This is a genomic window from Lysinibacillus sp. BNK-21, from assembly GCF_048684915.1.
Lineage (GTDB): Bacteria > Bacillota > Bacilli > Bacillales_A > Planococcaceae > Lysinibacillus > Lysinibacillus capsici.
Genome location: NZ_JBLQTS010000001.1, coordinates 2,744,554 through 2,770,573 on the forward strand (window position 1 = coordinate 2,744,554; position 26,020 = coordinate 2,770,573).

General features: G+C 38.3%; 29 protein-coding genes. 8 read left to right on the plus strand and 21 right to left on the minus strand.

Going from position 1 to position 26,020, the window contains the following annotated elements:
- Positions 1-25: 25 nt before the first annotated feature.
- From ACMGGO_RS14175 to ACMGGO_RS14205, 7 genes are all read right to left on the minus strand, one after another.
- Positions 26-562, minus strand: a complete 537-nt coding sequence (locus ACMGGO_RS14175) for a DUF1572 family protein (RefSeq protein WP_016992030.1) — start codon at positions 560-562, stop codon at positions 26-28.
- A 63-nt stretch (positions 563-625) separates the two neighbouring features.
- Positions 626-1,507: a hypothetical protein gene (locus ACMGGO_RS14180; RefSeq protein WP_259948720.1), complete on the minus strand. Its 882-nt coding sequence runs from the start codon at positions 1,505-1,507 to the stop codon at positions 626-628.
- A complete protein-coding gene (locus tag ACMGGO_RS14185; protein WP_081011064.1) occupies positions 1,500-2,015 on the minus strand; it encodes an RNA polymerase sigma factor in 516 nt (171 codons plus the stop codon). The genes ACMGGO_RS14180 and ACMGGO_RS14185 overlap by 8 nt, the downstream gene beginning before the upstream one ends.
- A gap of 115 nt (positions 2,016-2,130) precedes the next feature.
- Positions 2,131-2,739, minus strand: coding sequence for an SCO family protein (locus tag ACMGGO_RS14190; protein ID WP_054550847.1), 609 nt, complete (start codon positions 2,737-2,739; stop codon positions 2,131-2,133).
- A gap of 104 nt (positions 2,740-2,843) precedes the next feature.
- Entirely contained in the window at positions 2,844-2,966 is a 123-nt protein-coding gene (locus ACMGGO_RS14195) for a YvrJ family protein (RefSeq protein WP_004229459.1), read from the minus strand.
- Positions 2,967-3,031: 65 nt separating this feature from the next.
- Entirely contained in the window at positions 3,032-3,256 is a 225-nt protein-coding gene (locus ACMGGO_RS14200; protein ID WP_131519811.1) for a DUF2922 domain-containing protein, read from the minus strand.
- A 14-nt stretch (positions 3,257-3,270) separates the two neighbouring features.
- Complete coding sequence (locus ACMGGO_RS14205) at positions 3,271-3,486, minus strand: DUF1659 domain-containing protein (RefSeq protein ID WP_004229465.1); 216 nt, start codon at positions 3,484-3,486, stop codon at positions 3,271-3,273.
- A gap of 121 nt (positions 3,487-3,607) precedes the next feature.
- On the opposite strand from ACMGGO_RS14205, the gene ACMGGO_RS14210 reads away from it, so the two are divergent.
- Positions 3,608-4,036, plus strand: coding sequence for a DUF2621 domain-containing protein (locus tag ACMGGO_RS14210; protein WP_004229468.1), 429 nt, complete (start codon positions 3,608-3,610; stop codon positions 4,034-4,036).
- A 509-nt stretch (positions 4,037-4,545) separates the two neighbouring features.
- Here ACMGGO_RS14210 and ACMGGO_RS14215 read toward each other — a convergent pair.
- From ACMGGO_RS14215 to ACMGGO_RS14225, 3 genes are read right to left on the minus strand one after another with little or no spacing between them, the layout of a single operon-like run.
- The gene (locus ACMGGO_RS14215; RefSeq protein ID WP_004229470.1) at positions 4,546-5,040 is read right to left on the minus strand and encodes a CcdC family protein; all 495 of its coding nucleotides are present in this window, start codon (positions 5,038-5,040) and stop codon (positions 4,546-4,548) included.
- Between the two features lie 25 nt (positions 5,041-5,065).
- Positions 5,066-5,452, minus strand: coding sequence for a response regulator (locus tag ACMGGO_RS14220; protein WP_004229473.1), 387 nt, complete (start codon positions 5,450-5,452; stop codon positions 5,066-5,068).
- A 34-nt stretch (positions 5,453-5,486) separates the two neighbouring features.
- Entirely contained in the window at positions 5,487-6,197 is a 711-nt protein-coding gene (locus tag ACMGGO_RS14225) for a cytochrome c biogenesis CcdA family protein (RefSeq protein ID WP_016995208.1), read from the minus strand.
- A 511-nt stretch (positions 6,198-6,708) separates the two neighbouring features.
- Between ACMGGO_RS14225 and ACMGGO_RS14230 the strand changes: the two genes are divergently transcribed.
- The 4 genes from ACMGGO_RS14230 to ACMGGO_RS14245 all read left to right on the plus strand — a co-directional run bounded on the left by ACMGGO_RS14230 (position 6,709) and on the right by ACMGGO_RS14245 (position 10,456).
- Complete coding sequence (locus ACMGGO_RS14230; protein ID WP_131519810.1) at positions 6,709-7,440, plus strand: FadR/GntR family transcriptional regulator; 732 nt, start codon at positions 6,709-6,711, stop codon at positions 7,438-7,440.
- Positions 7,441-7,580: 140 nt separating this feature from the next.
- The gene (locus tag ACMGGO_RS14235; protein ID WP_115673934.1) at positions 7,581-8,297 is read left to right on the plus strand and encodes a (Fe-S)-binding protein; all 717 of its coding nucleotides are present in this window, start codon (positions 7,581-7,583) and stop codon (positions 8,295-8,297) included.
- A gap of 15 nt (positions 8,298-8,312) precedes the next feature.
- Positions 8,313-9,740, plus strand: a complete 1,428-nt coding sequence (locus ACMGGO_RS14240; RefSeq protein WP_420281973.1) for a LutB/LldF family L-lactate oxidation iron-sulfur protein — start codon at positions 8,313-8,315, stop codon at positions 9,738-9,740.
- A complete protein-coding gene (locus ACMGGO_RS14245) occupies positions 9,740-10,456 on the plus strand; it encodes a LutC/YkgG family protein (protein ID WP_048390192.1) in 717 nt (238 codons plus the stop codon). Before ACMGGO_RS14240 ends, ACMGGO_RS14245 begins: the two co-directional genes overlap by 1 nt.
- 746 nt (positions 10,457-11,202) lie before the next feature.
- On the opposite strand, the gene ACMGGO_RS14250 is transcribed toward ACMGGO_RS14245, so the two are convergent.
- Positions 11,203-12,498: an MFS transporter gene (locus ACMGGO_RS14250; RefSeq protein WP_048390190.1), complete on the minus strand. Its 1,296-nt coding sequence runs from the start codon at positions 12,496-12,498 to the stop codon at positions 11,203-11,205.
- Positions 12,499-12,619: 121 nt separating this feature from the next.
- Here ACMGGO_RS14250 and ACMGGO_RS14255 point away from each other — a divergent pair, with 121 nt between their 5' ends.
- A complete protein-coding gene (locus tag ACMGGO_RS14255; RefSeq protein ID WP_103117812.1) occupies positions 12,620-13,873 on the plus strand; it encodes a helix-turn-helix domain-containing protein in 1,254 nt (417 codons plus the stop codon).
- A 40-nt stretch (positions 13,874-13,913) separates the two neighbouring features.
- On the opposite strand, the gene ACMGGO_RS14260 is transcribed toward ACMGGO_RS14255, so the two are convergent.
- From ACMGGO_RS14260 to ACMGGO_RS14305, 10 genes are all read right to left on the minus strand, one after another.
- Positions 13,914-15,818: an endonuclease MutS2 gene (locus ACMGGO_RS14260; RefSeq protein WP_420281974.1), complete on the minus strand. Its 1,905-nt coding sequence runs from the start codon at positions 15,816-15,818 to the stop codon at positions 13,914-13,916.
- Positions 15,819-16,620: 802 nt separating this feature from the next.
- Positions 16,621-17,529, minus strand: coding sequence for an EamA family transporter RarD (gene rarD / locus ACMGGO_RS14265; protein ID WP_048390187.1), 909 nt, complete (start codon positions 17,527-17,529; stop codon positions 16,621-16,623).
- Between the two features lie 134 nt (positions 17,530-17,663).
- Positions 17,664-18,200 (minus strand): hypothetical protein, encoded by a 537-nt coding sequence (locus tag ACMGGO_RS14270; RefSeq protein ID WP_048390186.1) that lies wholly within the window; start codon positions 18,198-18,200, stop codon positions 17,664-17,666.
- A 223-nt stretch (positions 18,201-18,423) separates the two neighbouring features.
- Entirely contained in the window at positions 18,424-19,593 is a 1,170-nt protein-coding gene (locus ACMGGO_RS14275; protein WP_048390185.1) for a toxic anion resistance protein, read from the minus strand.
- A gap of 67 nt (positions 19,594-19,660) precedes the next feature.
- Entirely contained in the window at positions 19,661-19,918 is a 258-nt protein-coding gene (locus tag ACMGGO_RS14280) for a hypothetical protein (protein WP_048390179.1), read from the minus strand.
- A 139-nt stretch (positions 19,919-20,057) separates the two neighbouring features.
- Entirely contained in the window at positions 20,058-21,302 is a 1,245-nt protein-coding gene (locus tag ACMGGO_RS14285) for an ABC transporter permease (RefSeq protein WP_081011063.1), read from the minus strand.
- Entirely contained in the window at positions 21,286-22,191 is a 906-nt protein-coding gene (locus tag ACMGGO_RS14290; RefSeq protein ID WP_048390175.1) for an ABC transporter ATP-binding protein, read from the minus strand. Before ACMGGO_RS14290 ends, ACMGGO_RS14285 begins: the two co-directional genes overlap by 17 nt.
- A gap of 13 nt (positions 22,192-22,204) precedes the next feature.
- A complete protein-coding gene (locus ACMGGO_RS14295) occupies positions 22,205-22,735 on the minus strand; it encodes a DUF2812 domain-containing protein (RefSeq protein WP_066037731.1) in 531 nt (176 codons plus the stop codon).
- 77 nt (positions 22,736-22,812) lie between these two features.
- Positions 22,813-23,349: a DUF2812 domain-containing protein gene (locus ACMGGO_RS14300; protein WP_374806214.1), complete on the minus strand. Its 537-nt coding sequence runs from the start codon at positions 23,347-23,349 to the stop codon at positions 22,813-22,815.
- A gap of 1 nt (position 23,350) precedes the next feature.
- The gene (locus ACMGGO_RS14305) at positions 23,351-23,665 is read right to left on the minus strand and encodes a PadR family transcriptional regulator (protein ID WP_326141523.1); all 315 of its coding nucleotides are present in this window, start codon (positions 23,663-23,665) and stop codon (positions 23,351-23,353) included.
- 153 nt (positions 23,666-23,818) lie between these two features.
- Between ACMGGO_RS14305 and ACMGGO_RS14310 the strand changes: the two genes are divergently transcribed.
- Together ACMGGO_RS14310 and ACMGGO_RS14315 are read left to right on the plus strand one after the other, a co-directional pair.
- On the plus strand, positions 23,819-24,406 hold the full coding sequence (locus tag ACMGGO_RS14310) for a TetR/AcrR family transcriptional regulator (protein ID WP_244205671.1): 588 nt from the start codon (positions 23,819-23,821) through the stop codon (positions 24,404-24,406).
- A 58-nt stretch (positions 24,407-24,464) separates the two neighbouring features.
- Entirely contained in the window at positions 24,465-25,637 is a 1,173-nt protein-coding gene (locus tag ACMGGO_RS14315; RefSeq protein ID WP_259948706.1) for a YhgE/Pip domain-containing protein, read from the plus strand.
- The last annotated feature ends 383 nt before the right edge of the window (positions 25,638-26,020 follow it).

Consider the following 26,020-nt stretch of genomic DNA (forward strand, 5'->3'; position numbering starts at 1 on the left):
ACTACTTGGCTACGATCTTTCTTCTTTAGCGTTGATGTTTATCTAGCATGGCTTCAGTAAAAGCTTGTGACTGTCCTTTAGGAATACTGAGTGTTTGCCAATCAGAGCCCTTTACCAATTTGGCGATATAAATGATTTGACCGACGTGCTGTGCATAGTGTGCCATTTGTCTTTCAATAGCATCAATGACTGCTAGCCGCTCCCCTCTAATCGTGACATGTCCCTGTAAATCGGATTCTGTTAAACTCGCCAAGGCCTCTAAAAACACTTGCCACCCCTTGTCCCAAGCTGAGATGATTGCTTCTTTGGTGTGAAGACTATCCTCAAACTCATCATCTCGATTTCTCGTTGGCTTTTCTCCATCTGTCGTTAAAAAATCTGTCCAGCGGGAAACCATATTTCCACTTATATGCTTTACAATCACTGCAATACTATTGGATTCTTCATTGTATGCCCAGTGCAATTGTGCCTCTTCCATTTGGGCAAGTGTTTTATCCCCTAGCTCTTTCACACTTTGAAATCTTTTCTGAACAACTTGTAAATAGGTTTGTGCAATTGTCATAGTCGAACCTCCATCCCCTCTTTTCTATCATTCTATTATAGCTCAATTGAAATGTCTCATGACTTATTCGCCAAGAATAAAATCTTTTGCAAGGATCGCCATTTTTTCTTGAACCTCCTGTGGTTCTCCATCAAGTTGATACCCGATATGATAAACATAGCCGTTATAGTAAGAATAAAACTCATTGGCTCTAGTAGTCATTTGAAAGATTCGCTTATCCGTCTCATCATAATTATAATAAGTATATACATAACCTCGTTCTGGTGACATCTCCCGATAAAACAGGGGATTCATAAAATTTAAGCCTATATTCGAAACTTTCATCCCTAAAGTTTCTTCCATATTTTTCGACTTCACATAGCTCGCTAAGGGATTATACTTTACATTTGTCACGGTAAAATTAATAAATTGTAAATCCACCCCAGTGGAGGATTTTTCTTTATAGCTAAATTGAAATTGTGTTTGTTGGCTACCATCCTCCATTTTTGCTGAAATTGCATAGACCTCATGTATATTTGGTTGAAATGGTAAATTTTCAGGATCAGTGAGATGAACGACATCCTCCAGTGATGTTGCTACTGATTGCATCGCCTCTAAACCTTGAAGTGGTGCATAATATTGGATATGTTTTGCCTGACTTAAATAATTAGCAAGTGGAAGAAAATTACTGTATGCTGTGGCTTTTCCCTCCACTTCTGTTTGAAATAAATCCGTGAATGTAGGTGTTACCCCTTCATCCTGTGTCGCCAGCTCATCCATCGGTTTTGCGGCTTGCCAGGCAATAAATAGTAAAATAGAGCAGGTAATCATTATCGTAACGGCACGATATGTCCATCTTGGCTTGGGCATAACAGGCTCTTGCTGAATTTGTTGTCGAACCTTATGAATAATGGCTTCCTTATGTGCTGAAACATCTTGTAGTACCTGCATTGTATGCTTATCCATGGAAAAGCACCTCCCATTCAATATGTTGTAACTCTATTTTTAATAGCTCCTTTCCTTTCTTTAAACGTGATTTCACAGTACCTTCAGGAATCGCAAGTAGCTCCGCAATCTCTTTAATCGTCATCTCCTCCAAGTAAAAATAGACAATTGCTTCTCGTGGTTTGAGAGGTAAGCTTAAAATGGCATCATCTAACAGTGCTTGTTCATCTTGACGAATCAGTGTGTCCGGCAATGTTGATTTTTGTTTGGTAAAAAATTTATGCTGAAATGTTATTTTTCTGTATGCCCAGCTTTTTAAATAATCTTTGCATTTATTGATTGTCATGCGGGCTAAGTATGCCTTCATCTCTCCTCGTTCCTCATATTGTTTTTGATGATAGAACTTAATAAACACATCCTGTACAATATCCTCGGCTATTTGTAAATCCTTTGTATAGTAATAAGCAATTCGAAACAATTGCTCCGTATGTATAGCCATTAACTGCTCGAAATTTTCATGATCAGACACGCCATCATCCTCCTTCTACACTATAAACGACTCACAACCAGAAAAAGATTATTTTTCCAGATAGAAAAATACATAAAAAAACCGCCTCAACCATTTGAGACGGTTTACTGTTACTTTATAAATTTTCATCAATATATGTTTCGATATCAGAAGCTATCGTATCAATCGGTACATCTTCAATGTTTTCAGCATAACCATTATACATTTTGACGAGGACACCATCTTTATCGACTAAGAAAAATTGATTGCCATGAATGACTTGGTCACTGTTAGGGTCGTTTTTCACTAAAATCTTTGTATTTTTCACCGCAAATTGTTCGATATATTTCTGTGAATACCCTGTAAGAAGGTTCCATTTAGATTCATCTGGAACATTGTATTTACTAAGATAATCCGCTAACACATCTGGTTGATCAACATCTGGATCTACTGAAAAGGCAACGATGTTATAGTCCTCTACTCCTTTTTTCTGAAGCTTTTCTTGGACTTGTGCCATGTTTAATGACATGGGCGGGCAGATGGACACACAGTTTGTGAAAATATACATACCAATCCAAGGCTTACCTTTTAAGCTTTCAAGCGAAACCGTTTCACCACGTTGATTAACATGTTCAAAATCGGGTATTTCTAGACTATAATCTGCTTTAAATTTTGAGTTTCCACATGCGCCTAGCACAGATGCACAGGCTAACAGCAGCACTAGCCCTATTAATTTACGTTTCATGTCAACACTCTCCCTAACCTACACTATCCCCATCCTAACGTAGGTTGTAAGCGTTGACAAGAACTTCTAAGTGACAGCTTTCGTACATCTTTGTGAAATCCATTTCATTTTAATGAAACGAGTGCAGCATGAATCGCATCAAGCTTTACTTCGACGCGGTGTAATAAATAAAATGACACTAAAATCGGAAAACCGATATCGGATATCATGTTCAACCACTGTTCCATCCTTCTCCTCCTCTCTCACGTTAAAAATGGTCTTTGCACTTCTCGTAGCAAAGACCATTTTTGAATTATTCTGTTACTACTTCAAATTCTGTGACTTGACGATCTACAATACGAGCTCCCTTGATGGCTGACAGTGCACCACCTTGCCCGGTAAAAACATTTTTAGCCATAATCGTTGTCATTGCCTGCTGAATGTCAGTCACCGTGATATTCGGCTTCGGTGCATCAATCGAAAGGGTTGTCGTTTTCCCATCAGTTGTGGCAAATTGCAATTCTAGAACTTGTGTCATTCTGTGGTCCCTCCTTAAGATAAATCGTGTGTTTCCTGTTTCGCAATGCCAGCCAGTGATTGTGATGAAAGACTAGCAATAGCATAAGCAACAGCTAACAAATCGTCCGCGCTATGTGTGTTGTTAATATTTCGATACGATTTCGTGGTGAACGTAGGCTCATTGTTCTCATCATAGCCATCCACATACTTGAGACGCAGTGTAGCATTTACAAAGTTAACATTAGCCATGTAGCATCACCTCCTTTCTGCACACTATATAAAGGCGAATTGCTAAAAAAGGGACATTAAGGATGAATTTTTTTTCGGAAGCTTTTATAATAGAGTGAGAGAAGGCAAAGAGGTGAACGATTTGTTACAAGGTTGGTTTTTATGGTTTATTTTATTTTGGGTTGTCGTCCTCATTTCATTGATGGCTATTGGCGGATTCTTCATGTTCCGCAAATTTTTAAAGGCACTCCCAAAGCAGGATGGAAAATCAGATTTAGATTGGCAAGAATATTATTTAGATAAAACCGTTCACTTGTGGGGACAAGCTGAAAAAGAATTACTCTATGAACTCGTAAGCCCCGTCCCTGAGCTTTTTAGACAAGTGGCGAAGGAAAAAATTGCAGGAAAAATTGGCGAGCTCGCATTAGAAGAAAAAGCAGCTGCTATTAACAATGACCTCATTATTCGCGGCTATATCCAAGCAACACCAAAACGCGATCACAAATTTTTACGCAAAAAATTAGAGCAAATGCAAATTGACATCTCCCCCTATGAACATCTATTCGAATGAGTAAACGCTGCACAAATCTTTGTGTAGCGTTTTTACTTAGTTATGGGATTATTGTCCTAAGAAGCTATCCTGCACTTTCCTAGCTTTATCCTCTTTAGTTGGACTTCTAACCATGCTTTGCTGCTCTATCCTCTACTTTTGAGTTTTTATCCGCCACTTTTATGAAGCTATCCTGCACTTTGCTAGCTTTATCCTCTTTTTTTGGACTTCTAACCGCGCTTTGCTGCTCTATCCTCTACTTTTGAGGTTCTATCCGCCACTTTTATGAAGCTACTCTGCACTTTTCTAGCTTTATCCTCTCCATTTGGACTTCTAACCGCGCTTTGCTGCTCTATCCTCTACTTTTGGGATTCTATCCGCCACTTTTATGAGGTTATCCTGCACTTTGCTAGCTTTATCCTCTTTATTTGGACTTCTATCCATGCTTTGCTGCTTTATCCGTCACTTTTATAAGGCTATCCAGTTCCTCCAGCGCTTAAATGCATAAAAAAACTACACTAGCTTCAGCACTAGTGTAGTTTTGGAATTGTTTTTTTGACGCGTTTAAACTGGATTAGCATTGCGATACGCCATGGTACTAACATGGCAAAGGCTAATATCCAGAACATACCTGCTAATTCACCGACATCGATGGAGCTACTTAAAATCATTTTCGCCACCACTCGGAATATTAACAATCCGATTAATATAAAAGCGAATGCTTTTGAACGTTTTAAATAAATATCTCGACCCTTTACTTCAAATTTAGAAGTAGCAATTAATATTGTCGAGAATACCATTCCTACAGCTGCCGCCTCTAAGATTTGCATCGGTGGTACACGGAATTGCTCGAATAAAAACATCAGTGCACCTGAGGACATCGCTATTGGTGGAATAATAATTTTCTTCTCATTTGTCGGCATTTTGGAAGCTCTCATTCGTATGACCATCACAAAGCTCCCCATAAGAATGGCCATAATGGTCGACCCTATAACATAATAGTGAGAAGGGATGCTGCTTAACATAAAAAAATCCTCCTCTAATGTCTAATTAACAATTTTGTCCAAGTAATTGATCAGCAACAGCCTTTAATCGTTCTGGCTCGAAAGGCTTTGTAATAAAATCCTTTGCCCCACTCTCAATCGCTTCTACGATTAATTTTTGCTGCCCTAATGCTGTTACCATAATGATTTTTGCATCTGGAAATTCTGGGATGATTTTTTTTACGGCTGCAATACCTGTCATAACGGGCATCGTTACATCCATTGTGACTAAATCTGGTTGTAACTCACGATACATCGCCACAGCTTCCTTACCATTTACTGCCTTACCGACTACCTCATAGCCCCATTCTGTAAACATATTACTGATTGCAACACGCATAAATAGCGTATCATCTACTACTAAAACTGTAGGCACATGTTCATCTCCCTCCACGTTAAAGTTCGGTATGCCTCTTTAGTTTAACAAATTAAAACCCTGTAAATCCACCGAAAATAGGCTGTAAAACGCGTGTAATATACGTTAAGCCATCAAAGAATAATAAAATCCCAACGGCAATCATGATGTAACCGCCGATTTTTACAATTTTCTGGCTGTGTGTACGAATCCAAGTCATTCGTGAAATGAAGAAAGATAGCACGAAGAATGGAATGGCGAATCCTAAATAATACGCAAACATATAGCTAAAGCCCGCACCTGGGTTTGTACTTGCTAACATGATAATCGATGCAAGGATTGGTCCTGTACATGGTGTCCAGCCTGCCGCAAAGGCAATACCAATTAAGACAGACCCAAAATAGCCAGATGGTCTATTTTTAAATTGGAACTTTCGATCCTTCATTAAGAAGTCTATCTGCAATAATCCCACAATCATTAAACCGAATACGACGATTAAAATAGCCCCAACCTGTCGTAATAATGTTTGATAATTTAGGAAGAATTCTGCTGCATATGAAGCACTTAGTCCAATAATGATAAAGATAATGGAAAAGCCTAGTAAAAAGAATAGTGTGTGGAAAATGGCACGTTTTTGTAGCATACCTTTTTCTGATTTTAGCTCATCTAATGTCATACCCGTTATGTACGATAAAAATGCTGGATATAGTGGAAGAGTACATGGTGAAATAAAACTTAAGAACCCTGCACCAAAAGCTAAAAATACGTTAATATCAGATCCCATATTTTTTATTCGCTCCTTACAGTTACTGCATCCATCGTACCAAAAAACAAAATAAAATGCGCCCTTCTAGTTTGTGAACGTTTCATGGCAAAATGATGAGATTTTTGAGAAGTCCCACCAAGCTACTTCTGCATTATGCGCTCCTGTTGATTTTCTGTCAACAAAATCCGCCATTCTTCCCCCTTTTTCAAAAAGAATATAGCTAATTTTTCTACCTTTTTCTTGACAGTGTCGATTACTTGTCATTAATGTTGAAAGAAGCTTCTGTTTTTCATAGACACTATCACGCCCATGTTATAGTAAGAAACTATTTATTTTACACTCATCTTTTAAATCATCTGGATATACAATCATCAGATGACCTTATTATATGTTTATATGTTTCATTATTATTTCTTTAAATTTCGACATTCCTCTACTCTACACAAAGTGTTCATGGTAAACCATGAGTAAACGACTTATTTTCATGTATAATGATGATAGCAAATGAGCGAAAAAAGAGGTGTAGCCCTTGGAATTAAGAAAGATTAGACCAAAAAAGATCTATGAAGAAGTATCCGAAATCTTGCATGAAAAAATAAGAGCTGGTGTCCTTAAGCCAGGTGATCGGCTTGACTCAGTTGAGCAGCTTGCCGAGCAATTACAAGTGAGTCGTTCCGCTGTACGGGAGGCATTATCTGCATTAAAAGCAATGGGATTGATTGAAATCAAACAAGGCTCTGGAACGTTTGTCAAAAGTGTGCCAGCCCATCAGCTTGACTTTCCTTTATCCACCGCTATGTTAACGAATAGACAGGATATTGCTCATTTACTAGAAGTGCGCAAAATTATTGAAGTGGGAGCAGCAGGGCGTGCAGCCCTCCAACGTACAGATCAGGATATTCAGGCAATGGTACAAATTTTAGAGGATATGAAGCAGGCACATGGTGATGGCGAGCTTGGTGAAAAAGCAGATTATCAATTTCATGCAGCAATTTCCAATGCCTCTCAAAATCCCCTACTCACTACAATTTTAGATCAAATTTCTGGTTTAATGATCGAAACGATGAAAGAGACACGGCGAATTTGGTTGTATTCACAAAAAACAACGAGCGAACAATTATATGATGAACATATGCAGATTTTCCTCGCGATTAAACAGCAAAACGAAGAGCTAGCCAAACATGCAATGGCATCTCATTTAAGCAACGTTGAAAAAGTGCTATTACAATATTTCGAAACAACAGAATCCAATTCACACTAAAAACTACCTAGTACAAGCTAGGTAGTTTTTCTTTTCTGAAAATTCATAAAAAAAACGTTTTCACTTTTTCAAATTTGTTGTAAGATTAAATTATTGACAAGTCATCAGATGACCAGTTGTTTACAAAAGGAGCGATGAATATGAAAGTCACACTATTCGCCACTTGCTTAGTGGATATGTTTCAAGGGGATGTGGGAAAAGCAGTTGTTGAAGTATTAGAAAGACTTGGCTGTGACATCGACTTTCCAGAGGATCAAATTTGCTGTGGACAGCCTGCTTACAATAGCGGCTATGTCGAAGAATCGAAAAATGCGATGAAAAAAATGATCACAGCCTTTGAGCATGCTGAATATGTAGTCTCTCCCTCTGGTTCCTGCGCTTATATGTTGAAGGAATATCCGGAAGTTTTTAAAGGAGACCCCATATGGGAGCCAAAAGCGCAAGCATTAGCAGCTAAAACCTATGAATTCACAGAGTTTATTGTCAACGTATTAAAGATAGAAGATGTTGGAGCGTATCTAGAAGGTAAAGCTACTTATCATACGTCATGCCATATGACAAGATTACTTGGTGTAACAGAGGCACCCTTCCAATTATTAAAGAACGTCAAGGGCTTGCATTATGTGGATCTCCCTGGTAAGGATCGATGCTGCGGATTTGGTGGCACATTTTCAGTTAAAATGGGCAATATTTCTGGAGAAATGGTCAATGAAAAAGTACTGAATGTGGAAGAAACAGGCGCTGACATTTTGATAGGAGCTGACGCAGGCTGCTTATTGAATATCGGTGGTCGCATTCAACGTCAGGGTAAGCCAATTAAAGTGATGCATATTGCAGAAGTGTTAAATTGCCGATAAAAGGGGGAAATAAACATGGCCATGAAAACAAGTGATGATAGGTTTCAACAACGTGTCACGAAAGAGCTAGATAATCAGTTTATGCGTCGTGCGGTTTCGAGTGCCCAAGAACGTTTTCAAACACGTCGCCTTCAACAAGCAGAGGAATTAGGACATTGGGAAGAATGGCGTTCTCATGGAGAGGAAATTCGCAAGCATGTTTTAGCAAATCTTGATTATTACCTTTATCAATTAAGTGAAAATGTTGCCAAACGAGGTGGGCATGTGTTCTTTGCGCAAACTGCACAGGAAGCAACCGACTATATTCAAAGCATTGCTGAAAAGAAAAATGCGGCAAAAATTGTGAAATCCAAATCAATGGTGACAGAAGAAATTAACTTAAATACGGCTTTAGAAGCGCTTGGTTGTGAAGTGATTGAGACAGACCTAGGTGAATATATTTTGCAGGTGGCAGATCACGAGCCCCCTTCGCATATTGTGGCGCCAGCCTTGCATAAAAATAAGGAGCAAATTCGAGATGTTTTTAAGGAAAAACAAGGCTACAGCCAAACAGAAAAGCCAGAGGAACTTGCCCTTTATGTACGTGAAAAATTAAGACAGGAATATTTAACAGCCGATATTGGTATTACAGGCTGTAATTTTGCTATTGCTGAAAGTGGATCGATTACACTCGTTACGAATGAGGGCAATGCTGATTTAGTAACAGCGCTACCAAAAACACAAATCACAGTTATGGGAATGGAAAGAATAGTTCCTACATTTGAAGAAATGGAGGTCCTTGTTAGTTTATTAACAAGAAGTGCTGTCGGTCAAAAGCTAACGAGCTATATTACAACATTAACAGGCGTAAAGGACGAAGAGGATACGGATGGACCAGAGGAATTTCATTTAGTTATTGTTGATAATGGACGCTCGGCTATTTTAGGTAGTGAATTCCAGCCTATTTTACAATGCATTCGCTGTGCTGCCTGTGTTAATGCTTGCCCTGTCTATCGTCATGTTGGTGGGCATACGTATGGCTCTATCTACTCTGGACCTGTAGGTGTTGTGCTCTCTCCACTTTTAGGAGGCTACGATGATTTTAAAGAACTGCCCTATACTTCTACATTGTGCGGTGCTTGTACAGATGCTTGCCCTGTTAAAATTCCATTACATCAGCTCATTCATCGCCATCGTCAGGTCATTGTTGAAAATGAGGGCAAGGCACCTATCTCTGAAAAGCTTTTAATGAAGGCATTTGGTCTAGGGGCTTCCTCCCCTACCCTTTATAAAATGGCGACAAAAATGGCTGCACCTGCCATGTCTCCATTTATCAAAAACAAGACTATTTCTAATGGTCCAGGCCCATTAAAAGCATGGACTGAGGCAAGGGATTTCCCTGCACCAAGTAAAGACAGCTTTAGAGACTGGATGAAGCATCGTCCAAAAGGAGGCGGGCAATAATGACTGGTATGATTCAGCGTCGAGAAACCTTTTTAGCAAATATTGCGAAGCAGCTCGGACGTTCGCCTAAGACAAAACTACCACGACCAACTTGGCAGTATCAGCCACAAGATCGTGTGCTCAAAGATGCGACAAAGGATGAATTGGTGGAAATATTAATTAAGCAGTGTGCCAACATCCATACCAATATTGTCATTTCTAATACTGCGACACTTCCAGAGGATTTACAGGACGTTGTTGACAAGTATGGAGGTCAGTCTGTTATTACATGGAAGGATAAACGGTTCCAGGACTACGGATTATCTGCACTTATGAACGAACGATGGCCACAAGCCAATATTCAGCTTTATGAATGGGATTCACAGCAACCTGAGGAAAATATCCGTCAAGCTGAAAAAGCAAATATTGGCGTGACAATTAGTGAAATGACGTTAGCAGAATCGGGGACTGCCGTGCTTTTTAGTAGCAAAGATAGAGGGAGAAGCATTAGCTTTTTACCTGAAAAGTCGATCATTATCATTCCTAAAAGTACAATTGTGCCTCGTATGACACAGGCAGCTCGTTGGATTAGTGAAAAAATCCGTCAGGGTGAAAAAATTGCTTCCTGTATCAACTTTGTTACGGGACCAAGTAACTCAGCCGATATCGAAATGATTCTTATCGTTGGTGTCCATGGCCCTATTCAAGCAACCTATATTGTTATTGATGATCAGTAAAAGAACAGGCATGCATTTCACCGCATGCCTGTTCTTGTTGTTGAAAAAGATGATGTCAACGGCAGAAAAAGCAACTTTGCAAGGTGAGGGGTTGATTTCCGTTCCGCCAGCGTCCTTTCCAGGGGGCGTCCGATGAGCCGCTTCACTCACTTACGTTCGCTCCAGGGTCTCCTCTGTGACGCTCAATCCCCTAGGAGTGACGCTGGCTCCACTCCAATCAACCATTCTGCAAAAGGGGCTTTTCCTTATCTTTCATACTAGCTAGCCGTAGTAATCAAATTAGCCTATTATTTGTATGATTAGAGAAAGGATAGACTCTTAATTTCATTGCGAAGAAGTAATGAGTGTCAAAAGCCCTCCATAAAATGGGTAGTGAAGACCTTCACTTTATTTGAAAACCTTTGCTAAAAAGTTAGTGGGTTGAAGTGGAAGGCTACTTGACTCCCGTGGGATAGCGAGACAGGCGAAACCCTGCACGGAGCCGTAGCGGAGGAAGCGATTCGGCGCTCGCCCACAGGAAAGCAAGTAGCCTGCAACGGAAATCCATTTCTACCTTTCAATTGAATGTTTTGTTTTTCAACACTAAGAACGAGGCTGGGACAAAAAGAAAAAATGTTAGACCAAGATATAATTAGTCTAACATTTTTTTGATTTAGGAAGGCATATTTAACTTCTTAAAGTGAAAAAGCTAATATCCATTTTTATTGTTTTTCAATATAATCGAGTTCTGTCCCAGCCTCGTTATTTTAAGTTGTTGTGTTCGCAACACCTTCTGGGAGAGCTGCTTTTTCATAATACTCTGGATGTGCCTCTTTTAAAATAGATGAGCGCAGCATCACAAGTGAAATGATAATAATAATGACACTCGTTACTGGTAAAATAATAGTTGCTGGTAATGTATCATATAACATGCCATAGACTACCATACCAATCGGCATCATGGACATCGCCATCGTCTCCATTAGCCCAAAAACACGCCCACGGTACTCTTCCGCAATGATTTTTTGCATATACACCCCGATGGGCATATTAATCCCCATTTCGAAAATTGCGAAAATAAAGTAAATGATGAGATAGAAGATCACAATAGCTATATAGGAAAAATCAGTAACTAAAGGGATGACTGCTAAGCCAACACTTCCCGCCAATAGTAATAAGCTGATTTTCGAAAAGCGTAAAGGTACCTTTACTTCAGATCTTGTTGCGAAATAAAGGGATGCTAAGAGCATACCTAATGCACCAGACGCTTCAATAAAGCCAAAGTGTGTGGATTCTACTTTTAGCAATTCAATAATGATGTACGTTCCTCCAACAGCGATGGCAGAAAAGAATAGGTTGATCCACAATGCTACCCACATAATGGTCTTAATGACGTTACGTTGCTTGATATAATGAAAACCACTTTTCAGCCCTTCCCACATCTTTTCTTTTTTCGTATCTTCCCCTCTTGTACTATAAAGGTTAAAATCCATTGTTGCCTCTAAACAAAAGGCAATCGCATAGGCCACCATATTCACCATTAAAAATACATCCATATTAAAAAATCCATACATCATACCACCAATGACTGGTCCTCCAATTGCAGCTACGGACATTGACATTTGGTTAAATGACATCGCACGTTGTAATCTCTCTGGATTGACAAGTGTGGCAATTGCTGATGAAAACGTTACACCAGAAAAGGCTGAGCAAATCGTATTAAAAACAGTAGCTATGTATATAGCATAAACGGACATTCCTACTGTTTCTGTATAAAGCAGTAATCCCCCTACTGTCAAAATGGTTCCTGCCTGTGCTATTAATATTGTGCGTTTTTTTGAAAAATTATCTGCGACATAGCCTGCTAAGGGTGCCACAAGTGCGCGGGGTAATACTGAACAAATCATATTGGTAGCGAAGCTCATTGCCGACCCAGTCATCGCTAAAATATACAAGCTAATACCGAATGCCATGACGTTTGCACCCAACATGGCAATCATTTTACTCGCCGTGAACGTCCATAAGTGATAGGTCGCCTTTTTTAATTTTTCCGCTTCATTCATCTAAATCCCTCCATTATTTAACTAAATTAAAAAGTTTAATTATGTTAAACAAAATATACCACAGCTCCCTCTTTTCATGCAAGCGAAAGTTTAATATAATTAAACAAAAGGAGGCGAGGCAGTGGACTCTTTAGGCACACGAATTCGCAAATTAAGGAAAGAACAAAAATTAACATTAGAGGCACTTGCCGGTGATCGTCTAACTAAAGGAATGTTAAGCCAAATAGAAAATGATAAGGCTAAGCCTTCTATGGAAAGCCTTGACTATATTGCTGAACGTTTAGGTGTAAAAGCTAGTGAATTACTGGAAGAAGTAACCCCATCCTCCATACGCCAGCTATTAGAGCAGGTGGAAAGTTTATTTGCAGAAGTAAAACGTGGTGATGCTCATCATCATCAAGAAATTGTCGATTTAATTAAGCCGTCTGTGGAGGGCCTGCCTCAAAGTTATGAAGCTGGCCGTTTATTGTATATTTACGCAGATGCCCAGTATGAAGCTGGATTAACAACATGGGAAGTCCCGCTTCAGCAAGCCCGCACTATTTTTAAGGAAATTAATTTACTCAGCCATTGGTTCAAAACCTTTATCCTCGAGATGGCTATTTTAGCAGCAAAACGTCAATATACATTGGCGTACGATCGTATCTTACAGGCAAAGGAAATTATCGAACAAGAGGACTATCAGCTCGATTCTCGTGATGCCTTATTAATGACTTATTATACAAGTATTTTCCAACTTGCAATTGGTGAGCATGAGGAAGGGAAAAAATTAATTCAAGAGACGATTGCCAATGCTCATAAAAACCAATTGTTCTATCAGATTGATAATATGTACAGAATTGGTGCCTATTGTGCCATGATTGATCGTGATTTTGAACAAACCAATCATATGTTTATGAAACTGGAGCAATATCAGGCATTTGCTGAACGTGTTGAGGTTGATGCTTTTATTTTTGTATTGAAGGCACATTATTGTAATAATTACAGCAATAATTATGAGCAGGCTCTGATGGAAATAGAACGTTTTTATCAGCTTAGACACGATGATTATTTAGACAAGCTAGATCCAAACTTTTACTATGCTGAAAAAGGAAAATCCTTATATTTACTTGGACAATATGAGGAGGCGAAGGCTGCATTCGAACAGTATAAACACAGACCGATCTATATTAATCATCCATATGATATTTTAAGCTTAAATGAATGCTTTTCCTATAAAGCCCTTTGCTATGCACATTTTGGTGAGCTAACAACAGCCTATGAAATTGCAAAAATGGCCTATACAGATTCACTGGATTTAGTGGATTTGCCCTATAAACGAAAAATTGAGGAAGTCTATCGAACGATTAAGGCACAGATTGATTCCATAACTTAATTAGTAAAGGGATTGCACGAGGCTGTGCAATCCCTTGTTTTTATTGCTGACGATCACTCTTTATTTGCTTATGGATCTTGCGTAACGCTTTTTTCGACCCACGTTCGATATCGTGCTGAAGCTTCCGATCCTGATAGTCTACAAATAATGTCTCTAAATCATATCCTTCAGGGTATAACTCTGTTGCAGGTAATTCAAGGGCAAGCCTCTTTACATTGACCTCTAGTATTTGCCCCTGATAGAATACGCTAACATTATTGTACGGATTCATTTCTTCATATACCAATCCCACATCATCATAGTCCAATAATTTCACACGATCCCCCTTTGCAAATGTATAAGCTGCTGCCAAGCTTTTTTTCTCTTCTTTAGGCTTTCGAATTTTACTGTCCTGAACGATCGTCAGTTGATATTGTTTATTATTTATATAATCCTTTGCTCTTTGTAAAACCGCTTCGCGGACATTCATTTTTTTAGAAATCCATAAGGCATTGCTTTCTCCAGAGGTGCCGATGAGTAATTGGTACAAAGGCTCTAATGTATCAGCATGGAAGCGCATTGCCGCATTCATAAAATCAGGATGCATTTCAGAAAATCGTTTAATTTCACCATAATGTGTAGTTGCCACAGTTATACAGCCCATTTGATAAAATTCTTCTAATAGCGCAATGGCTAGTGCAGCTCCTTCATTTGGCTCTGTTCCACTGCCAATTTCATCAAATAGTAAGAGTGTATGATTATTAGCAGCTCTCATAATATCGGAAAGATTTTTCATATGAGAAGAAAACGTACTAAGTGCATTTTCTATACTTTGATTATCGCCAATATCAACAAAGATATGATCAAATACAGCCATTTCCGTTCCTTCGTCCGCTACAATATGGAAGCCCGACATCGTAGCTAATGTTAAAAGGCCAATGGTTTTCAACACAACTGTTTTCCCACCAGCGTTTGGACCTGTAATAATTAAGCTACGGTAGTCTTTCGTGATGGAAAATTGAAGGGGTACCGCATTTCCTGGTAGTAATGGATGCTTACCATTGATTAGTTGAATATAACCGTAATCATTTATACGTGGCTCCCTACCACCAATTTGTCTACTGAACTTCGCTTTGGCAAAAACCATATCGTATTGACTAATCAACTCCATGTTAATGGTGATGGCATGAAGATGTTCCATCAATAGCCCTGATAAAGACGCTAAAATCTGGTATTCCTCCACGGCTTCCTCTGCCTTTAAGGTAGCTAATTCTACATTTAATTTAGCGACAACACTTGGCTCCATAAAAACGGTTGCCCCTTTTGAGGAAATTTCAACGACCGTACCCTGTACATGATTTTTATAGGTCGCCTTAATCGGAATCGTATAGCGATCATCCTTTTGACTAATAAAAAATTCCTGAATATACGGTTTATTGGCACTGTTATTTAAAAATTTCGTTAAACGTTCTTTAATTTTTTCCTCTGTCGTTTCCATATGATGTCGGATGCGTTTTAATTCACGACTAGCAGCCGAATCTACACGATTGGCTTTGATCGCAAAATTAATTTCTTCCTCCACGCTTTTAAATTCAGCCATAGAATGAGCGTAAGAGGAAAGAACAGGCGCAAAAAATGCCTTATCTAACATAAATTTTTTGATGTTGCGGCAGCCTCTTAAAAAATCAGAGATACTCACTAGCTCACTGGGATCTAGAAGCATTCCCTTTTCAAGCTTTGTCATAATATGCTCAATATTCGATACCCCTAAAAACGGAACATGCCCCTCTGCATCCAATATTGCACGAGCTTCTGTTGTTTCATTCAACCGATTTTTTACCACTGTTAAGTTTGAGCTTGGCATTAATTTATCTAAAAGCTGTTTTCCTAACCCGCTGACACAATAGGATTTAACGATGTCCTTTAATTCATGATATTGTAATTTTTCAAGTGTAGTATTATTCATTTCTTTTTGCTCCTCATTGTAATGTTTTATCATACATGAAGATACCTACCCAATAATAGATAGCAATGATGGTTTAAACAAAATAAAAAAGCTGTGAGGAATCCCCACAGCTCTATCTTTAAAAGGCGCATTTTCCTGGCATCACAAATAAAACTTCAGCTAATTGAAGTTTCTATCCTATCTGCCACGCTTAATAAAGTATTGTAGGTATCTACATAGGTTGTTGAAATAGATCCATGACAAAATAAGGGGTTTTCATAACATGTATCCCCTGCTGTCGTCATCGCCACTATTTCATTCAATTTTTACCTAGTTAGAACCTACCGCACTCACAAAAAGCACCTCTCATTAATTGATCATTGTTATCTAATTATTGACATTTTACTATATGCTAACAGGAAAGTAAAGGTACCTACCTTCAAAAGGTTTTCTCCTATTTTGTAGAATCTATCAAAAAGATTCTATTTGGAGGGAGTACCCAAATACAACAAAAGACTACCCATTGCCTGTTTACATTCATTTTCTTATTTATTTTTATAATCCCTACAGTCTCTGCCACATCAACTGTGAGTGGTGAAATAAACGCTATGGGCTTTCATTATGCAGTCTTGCATTTAGCGCAATATAAAGCAGCGGTGAATGAGTTATTCATTGTTAGCCTCATCGATCTTTAAGATACGATTAAACAAAATAGCAGACAATCTAGCAGCCCAATCCGATAAGGAATAAAAAAGTTTTGTGCATTACAAAGCGAAGTGGTAAAAGTTACAAAAAAAGACCTGTAGAAAAATCTACAAGTCTTTTACGAAACTGATTTATGATGGGCTTTTCTTGTTTCTATAATTTTCGAACCAGAAAATAAAAGTAAAGCTGCCCAAATAATGCTGAATGCAAGGAGCTCAACCTGACTAAATGGCTCTTTGTATAGCACGATACCTAAAATCAAGACAATTGTTGGCGATACATATTGGATAAACCCTAGTAAATATAAAGGAATATTTTGTGCCCCCTTCGCAAATAAAATAAGCGGGACGGCTGTTACTAAACCACTAAAGATCATCAAAATATCTGTTTTAACATCGACATGTAAAAACGAGGCTTGATGTGTAGCAAAAAGATAGACATAATAGCCTAATGCAAAGGGTAAAATCAATAACGTTTCAATGGCTAGGCCTCTTGTAGCATCCAGTGTAATTTTCTTTTTCAGCACACCATAAATAGCAAAAGATAGCGCAATCAATAAAGCTACCCAAGGTACTGAGCCGTAATTGATCGTTAAAATAATCACCGCAATAAAAGCAATTCCTGTTGCTACCCATTGTGCACGACTCAGCGATTCTTTAAAGAAAATCACCCCGAAAATTACAGACAATAGCGGATTAATATAATAACCTAAGCTCGTTTCAATGAGATGATTATGCGTCACTGCCCAAATATATAAATACCAGTTCATTGAAATGACAAAGGATGCACCCGCAAGCTGCCAGAAATGCTTTTGATGTGACCATAAATATTTTAAATCTGCTACGAGATCCTGACGCATTCGAAATACGAGTACTGCCAGCACCGTAAAGACAAAGGACCAAATGACACGGGATAATAAAATCTCCATACTTGGTACATGCTCAAGTAATTTCCAATATAGAGGGAATGCTCCCCAAAAGGCATAGGCAAAAAAGGCTGCCAAAACTCCTTTTTTCTCATTTGACATGATATTAACGCTCCTACTCTTACTGAAATCGGTTAACGATTTCCTATAATCTTAAACTAGTTAAAGAATAGACTCATTATAGGACTTTGAGTAGCTGCTGTAAATGCCAAATTTCTAGTTCCTTTTATAAGCTGTTAACCTTTTTGTTCCGACTCTAGCTCAGAAATATACTTGCGTACAGTACTATAGCTAATCTCTGGATTGATTTGGCGCTTGATGCGAATATGGATTTCTTTAATTCCAACCCCTTGCTCACGCATATCTCGAATCATCGACTTCAAGGGCCCCGTCAATGACTCTCTTGACATCGCTGTATATTTACTTAGTTCAATGAGAAGGTCTGTATTTTGTTGACGGAGCACCTTCATCTCCTCCACCACACAATTATATTCAGTGACCTTTTTCTGCAAGACCGTGTTTTGCTGCTTTAACTTTTGTAGATCCTCTGTTAGCTGTGCATTTTGTTTTTTTAGCATTTTTCGTTCTCGTTCTAAACCATTTTGCTTGTTATCTAAATCCTTATACATAGCATTATATAACTCTTCCATATGCAAAAGCTCTAGATAGCGACTTTGCGGTACAATCATTAAGCTATCTGTCGTGTATAGAGCAAGCGTTCCATCTTTAAACGGCTCATACGACAATGTAGAGGGATTTATTTTATTTGCCATTTATTTTTTCACTCCTCCACGAATAATTACATGTAATCGAATACCTTTGTGTAGCATCTTTCCGCTTCCTTTTCTATTTGATAATCATTCTCATTTAATATTATCATAATCACTATTTTGCTTTTTGTCAAAGATCATTTCCCTTGTGTGGAAGGAGCCTCTATCTGCCTACCCTTTCCATAAAAAAAGCCTCTTGCAACAATAGCTGCAAGAAGCTTTAGCCTTACATTTTTTTCAGTTTCTCATACTCCAATTGCAAACGCTCAATACGTTTACGACCTTCTTCACGGTTTCTTGCTGTTTCTGCTTGAATTTGCTTTGTTTCTTGAATACCAGCCATAATTGTTTGCCATGTTGTTTCAATGGTTTCGATTTTAATGCTTGGGCTACCAGCTTGACGAGCAATATTCACACTGTTCTTACTAATATTTTCTGCATTACGCACAAGCATTTCATTCGTACGGCGATCTAGTTCCACCATAGAATCAGAAATCAACTTTTGACGCTTTAATGTCACTGCGTGAATAAGCCCCTGCTTAAAGATCGGAATCGTTGTGACAAAGGCAGAATTAATCTTGGCAATTAGATGATTGTTCCCTTGCTGCATTAAGCGAATTTGTGGTGCTGATTGGAATGATACTTGTTGTGCCATTTCTAAATCATAGCGACGTTGCTCTAATAATTCCACAGCGCGTAGCATTGTTTCATATTCCATAGCTGCCAATTGATCACCACTTTGAGCCTTTTGTTCAAGTGCTGGTAAAGACGCACGAACCTCTTCTGTTTTCACTTCAATAGCTGCAACAAATTTACTTAATGATTGGAAGTAGTTTAAGTTTTGATCATACAAATTTTCAAGGTCAATGGTATTACGCTTCATTTCCCCTTCATATTTTTGGATTTCACGGTAAATGACATCCACTTCTTTATTCATGCTGTCATACTTAGATAAGAACCTTTCCAATTGCTCTTTTCCTTTGTTAAAGAGCTTGGAGATGAAACCGCCCTTTTTCTCTTCCGCAAAATCCTGTGGATCAAATTTATCCATAATTTTATTCAGGTTATTTAAAAGCACACTCGATTCTTCAAGCTTACTAGCTTTCATCGTTGCGAGCATTTTATCAGAAAAGGTTGAAATGCCACTTGCCGTTTCTTTACCGAGCTCTAGCATGGCAATTTGATCTTTGACATCAATTTTTTGTGCAAGTGTATGAACCTCTGGATCCTGCTTTAACATTAGCTGGTTTTGAGCGATTTGTGATAGTTCCTGCTCAGATACAAGTACTGGCTTTTGCTCAGCCGTTTGCTGTAAAAGTGGATTTGGCTGTAATAAAGGATTTTCTGAAGCGAATGGGTCCTTGGATTTTAAAAGATCATTGTTGAATTCAGACATATGTTTTACCCCCTGCAATTTATCTCTACTAATTACTTACGATTACCATGTAAAAAAGTTTCATTTTCTATAGGATGAAAAAATACGAATCTGCTATACAATAGCCATTCTGATGTACCTTATATTGCAAACTATATTGATTAGGGTGAGCATTATCAACAAAAATTTCCACTTCAGTGCAATAGTGAAGAATTTCTGCTATTTCTTTACTAGTAGGACACAGCTGTTGAAGCTTTTGAAAGAGCTGCGCTTTTTCTTCGATTGTTGCTAAACGCTGATTTGATGATCGGTCAAGAATTGCCTCCACCTCTGATTTAGCTAACATCATCTCATCCCCTTTTATAAATTATAGCTTCTTTCTAGCCAAAATTCGACTGATTCCGTAAATTCCTTTACATTGTTTGCTAACAATGGCACCATGACACCAAAAAAGCAGCTACATTATCCATGTAGCTGCCATTATGTTATGTTGTTACCTTTAATACCGTTTTAATTTTTTGAATGACGCCGCCAGAGCTATATGTCAATACACTACGTTTATAGAACGATAAACTGAATAGGTATACGACAACAATCGTTACGACTAAAATTCCTAAAGAAAGTAATGGTACAATGCCACCGATATCTGTAGCGCCAATACGCATTGGCATAATCATTCCAGAAGTTAGTGGGATATAAGAGAATATTTTAATGATAATTGTATCTGGATTCCCCATGCCTGTCAGCATAACATAGAAGCCAATAATCGTAATAATCATCGCAGGCATTAATACTTGACCCGCCTCTTCTACTTTCGATACTAAAGAGCCAAATAATGCACCGATAATAAGATAAAGGATAACTGTTAACAGTAGGAATACGATAGCATAGATGACATAGCCAACGGACAATTCCTTGACAATGCTAGCAGCTGCATCCCAAACCATTCCACCTTTGATAAACTTCGCATAGATAAGGAACACGATCGCAATAATACCCATCTGTGTTAAAGCGAGCAATAAAACTCCAGCGATTTTTGCTTTAAAATGTGTCCCAGGTTTGACACTAACTAACAGCATTTCCATTGCGCGTGAGCCTTTTTCAGAGGCTATTTCAGTCGTAATCATCGATAGAAATGTAGAAATGAAGAAATAGATTAAAATTCCTACCGCATAAGAAACTACTAGCCCTGATTGCTTTTCTTCTTCACTTTTTCCACCTGTTGATGCCTCATTTAAGTTTTTCGTGGAAATTGTTGTTTGAGCTGCCATGATTTGTGCCGCTTGCTCAGGTGAAAGCGATAATTGTTGTACGGCATAGTGTTGTCCTGCATATTGTAATAAGGATGATAATGTAGATTGATCGTTTAATTTCAGTGGTGTAAACGTAGCAATTTCCGCATGTAATTGACCATTTTGGTCGTTAATCGTCACAATCGCATCCAGCTTGCCGTCCTTTACTCTTTTTTCAAGGGTCGATACATCTTGCTCATCTTGAATAAAATTCATATCTCCATTCGAGACAAAAATACCACTTAGATCAGCAGAGGTTTTATTAATAATCGCGATTTGCTGTGCTTCATCATCACCTGTGAATAATTCCTTAATTTCTGACCAGAAGACAGCCACTGACATGACAATTACATATAAACAAGTCATTAAGATAAAGGATTTTGATTTAATTTTAGCTTTATATAATTGCTTCATTAATAAACTAAACTTCGACAACATGGCCACCTACCTTATCTTTAAAGATTTCATCTAACGATAAATAATCTAAGCTGAATTTTTCAATATACTTCCCATTGGATAGCTGCTCAAAGATACCTTGAGCAAAGCTTTCGTCCACTAATGTAAGCACTGTTTGCTCCTTCTCTACACGCACATCCTTGACACCCTCAAGTGCCAATAATTGTGTTGTTGACCAATCCGTACGGACAGCAAGCTTTGTTTTACCATATTGTTTCTTTAAATCTAGTAAGCTTCCAGAAAATAAAGAAACACCTCGTTTTAATAAACACAAATGATCACAAAGCTCCTCGACATTGTCCATTTGGTGACTGGAGAACAAAATCGTCGTGCCTTGCTCTTTCAATAGTAAAATAGCATCCTTTAGTAAATCTTTATTGACGGGATCTAGCCCACTGAACGGCTCATCTAAAATTAAAAACGCAGGTTTATGGATAAAGCTGGCAATTAGCTGTACCTTTTGCTGATTCCCCTTTGACAGTGTTTCTGCCTTATCCTTGCGTTTTTCCTCCAGTTCAAAGCGTTGAATCCAAAAATCTATTTCCTTTTTCAGCTCTGCTCGTTTCATGCCACGTAGCTCACCAAAAAAGTAAAGCTGCTCCTCTACCTTCATTGTTGGGAAAATACCACGCTCCTCTGGTAAATAACCAAGGACATCTCGGTTAATGGCATTAACTGGCTGCCCATCCCAAGTAATCGTCCCCGCTGTCGTCTCCTGTAAATCTAAAATCATTCGGAATGTCGTTGTTTTTCCTGCACCATTTTGACCAATTAGACCGAAAATTTCCCCTTTTTCAATGGTAAAATTTAAATCATCTACAGCTGTAAAATCCTTGTATTTCTTTGTGACATGCTGTAACTGTAATGTCATGTTGTCTTCCTCCTTATCCTTCAAATATATGTAAGTCTTGTTTCAAGCCCTTTTTACGATTTTCATTTTTTACTATAGGAATGAATAGCAGTAAGGCGACAATCAAATTCATGCACCCCACACTTGTATTCATAGATCCTACAACGAATTCCCGTAAACCAAGGGATAGATTATAAATACCAATGATTAAATTTAACAGTAGCACGAATATAAAAATGCGATTCATGGATTTAATATAGTTTATTTTCGAGGAAGCATCTGAAAATATCTCAAAAGGGCCCTCCGATTTTGGTTTTCGATAATAGGCCCACCCACCAAACTTAGACACACACTCGATATGCATTTCGTCTAGAAACTCAAAATAATCCTTCGACTTTCTATTGATAAATTCATTTCGATAAATATATTGACCTGGTGTCCCTTTTTCAAAAACAAAGTAGCCTACTACCGTCTTTTTAAGATTCCACCCCCGATCTGCCATGTCATTGACCCATCGCTCTTCCTTTTCGTAATCAATAAAAAAACGATACATTCTTTTTTTCATTTTGCATCACTCCTACTATAAAATCATGCTTCCTTTTTCATTATTTTCTGATTTCCCGGAAAATAATAGACGCTTCGTTAATCCGAAAATACATTTAATTCTCTCTTTAATCGATTACGTATACGCATAAGCTTATAGAATGGGAGGGCAAATAATACAACAACCACAAGATTCAGCGTATTTAACGCAAAACCAACCCAGTCTGTTGTTTGCTCCGAAAAATCGCCAATTAAACCGATCAGTCCAATGAACAAATTAAGTAGAATAAGAGAAAGCAGGATCCTCATCTTTTTTGACAGGTTACCAATTTTCGTTTTTTTATCTGTATACAGCTCAAATGGACCTTCCTGTGCTGCTTTTCTAAAAAATACAAAATTTCCAGAGCGGTCTACTTGTTCAATGCCAGAGGATTTGAGAAATTCGAGAAATTCCTCTTCATAGTGCATACCGAATCGCTCTAATTCATCATGGCGATAAATATAGCTATTTGGTTCTCCACGCTCAAACGTAAAACGAATCCATGTAAATTTTTTTAAGTGCCAGCCCTGACTAGCCATGTCATTGACCCACTTCTCTATTGCATAGGGATTAATCATCAATCGATATTTATGCATATTATTCAACTCCTCTCGTTATACGGATACCATTGTCAAAAAGTTCCCTTAATCGTAAAATTTCATATTCCACCACTGTTTTTCCAGTTTCAGTAATAATATATTCTTTCTTTCTGCCATCTCCATCAAGTGCCTCTATCCATCCTCGTTCCAACAATGTTTTAATCGCACCATATATGGTTCCGGCCCCTAAGCGCACTCTTCCATTGCTCATTTCTTCCACCAATTGCATAATGCCATAGCCATGCCTCGACTCATATAATGCTAATAAAATATAATAAACGCCCTCTGTTAATGGCGGATGCTCCTGTGTCATACAAATCCTCCTTTATATCGTCTATCAATATATCGCCAGTCGATATATTCAAAATATATCAGCAGTCGATATAATTGTCAACGCTCATTCACAGTGTTGCAGATCCTCGTACACTATGCTAGGATGTAAGTAATTACTTGCATGGAAGGAAGTATGTTCTTGACAACGAAAGGAACTGCGCAACGAATTATCGAAGCTGCTCTACAATTGATTAGTGAAAAAGGCTATACAGCTGCAACTACCAAAACCATTGCAGAATTAGCAGGTGTCAATGAGGTCACTCTTTTTCGTCACTTTGGCAACAAACGTGGTTTATTAAAAGCCATTATTGAGCAATTTTCTTATTATCCTCTTCTACAGCAGGAGATCAATCAAAATGTAACGTGGGAATTAGAAAAGGATTTATTGAATTTCTCACTGAAGCATTTTCATTTTTTAATGTCGATTAAAGATTTTGTCATGATCGGCTTTAAGGAATCTATTCAATTTCCTGAAATTAGTGAGGAAATCGCCAATCTCCCGCTCCTCATAAAAAAGGAGCTCATTCTCTATTTTCAAGAGATGCATCAACAAGGAAAAATAAGAGAAGTTGATTTTGAAGCAGCAGCGTTATCGCTTATAGCTTTGAATTTTGGTCATTTTATGTCACGTGCTCGCCTTGGAACTATCGTGTCTGACTTACCAACTGAAGAACTTTTACAAACTAGTGTTGCTATTTTTTCTAGGGGACTCGTTTCCTAGAAAAAATTTTTCTAATCAATGCAAGTAAGTACTTACTTAATTTTAGGGGGAATAAAAAATGACAGGTTTACAAGCACTATTGCGAGTTCGTGAAACCTATATCGGCATTGTTGCAACCATTGCCTTCCAATTAATATTCTTTACAATTTGGATGACTGCCTATGATGGTGTCAATGAAAGAGCGGAACAGTTAAGCATTGGTATTGTTGTGGAAGATTCTGTAATGGGTCAACAGGTAGCACAGAACATCAAAGGCTCCATCCCCTTTGGAATGAAGGACTATTCTTCGATGAAGGAAGCTGAGCGCGCATTAAACGAACGACAAATTAATATGATTATGCAAATTCCATCCGATTTTACAAATCAAATTCAAGCAGGGAAAGAGGCTGAAATTATTTATGCGATTAATCAAGCCAATGCAAGTGTAGCGAAAAATATGATGGAGGGTGTAGCAAAGCAATTAACAGAAGAAATCAATCAAGCCCTCTATCCAATGCAACAAAATCAAGCGGTTGCAGTCTTTGCTCAACAATTTGCTCAGCTTCCCTTCGAGCAACACACTGCCCAACAAATTACCACTTCTGTCAAAACGACTGTAATGAATGTCAAAGACCATCCCGTCGATGGTACGATTGTAAAAACCAATGATGTAAAGGGATTTGCTGCAAACTTTGTCCCACTTATGGTCATCATCTCCTCCTTTGTGGGAGCGATGGTTATGATTATGCAACACCAGCAAGCAGCACAGCTCGTTCAAGACAGCCTATCAAAATGGCAATTGTTTCTCGCACGACAGCTACTCAATGTGGGCGTAGCCTTTACATTGCCATTCATAACAATTGGCTTGATGCACCTTTTTAATATCGATAGTCAAGAAAGCCTGCTGTCGATTTATCTCTTCCAATCTGTAATGTATCTTGCTTTCCTTAGCTTGGCCCAAGTATTTGTAATTGCCTTTGGGAATATGGGGATGATATTTAATATTTGTGCTCTCTCACTCCAATTAGTAACATCAGGTGTACTTGTTCCAAAAACCATGCTATCTGAAGGATACAAACAGGTCGCTGCCATGCTACCTGCCTCGTATGGAGCAGATGGCTACTACACAATCATCTTTGGTGGTAGTTCTGATAATCTCCTGCAAAACAGTAGCTCATTGGCCATCATCATCTTTGTGACACTAGCCATTGCTACGTTGATCGTCACATTTAAGCCAGCTCCAGTCCGATGATTTAATAGAAAAGAGAAGGTCTACAAGTTGATGTAGACCTTCTCTTTGAGTGGTTATTCGCTACTCTTTCTCTTCTATCCTTCACTTTGAGCTGGCTATCCGCTACTTTTTCTCTTCTATCCTTCAATTCGGGCGTCCTATCCACTGCTTCTTACTCTATCCTTCAAATTGGGCGTTCTATCCGCCACTTTTTCTCTTCTATCCTTCAATTCGGGCGTCCTATCCACTGCTTCTTACTCTATCCTTCAAATTGAGCGTTCTATCCGCTACTTTTCCAATACTATCCTTCAATTTTGGCGTCCTATCCACTGCTTCTTACTCTATCCTTCAAATTGAGCGTTCTATCCGCCACTTTTTCTCTTCTATCCTTCAATTCAAGCGTT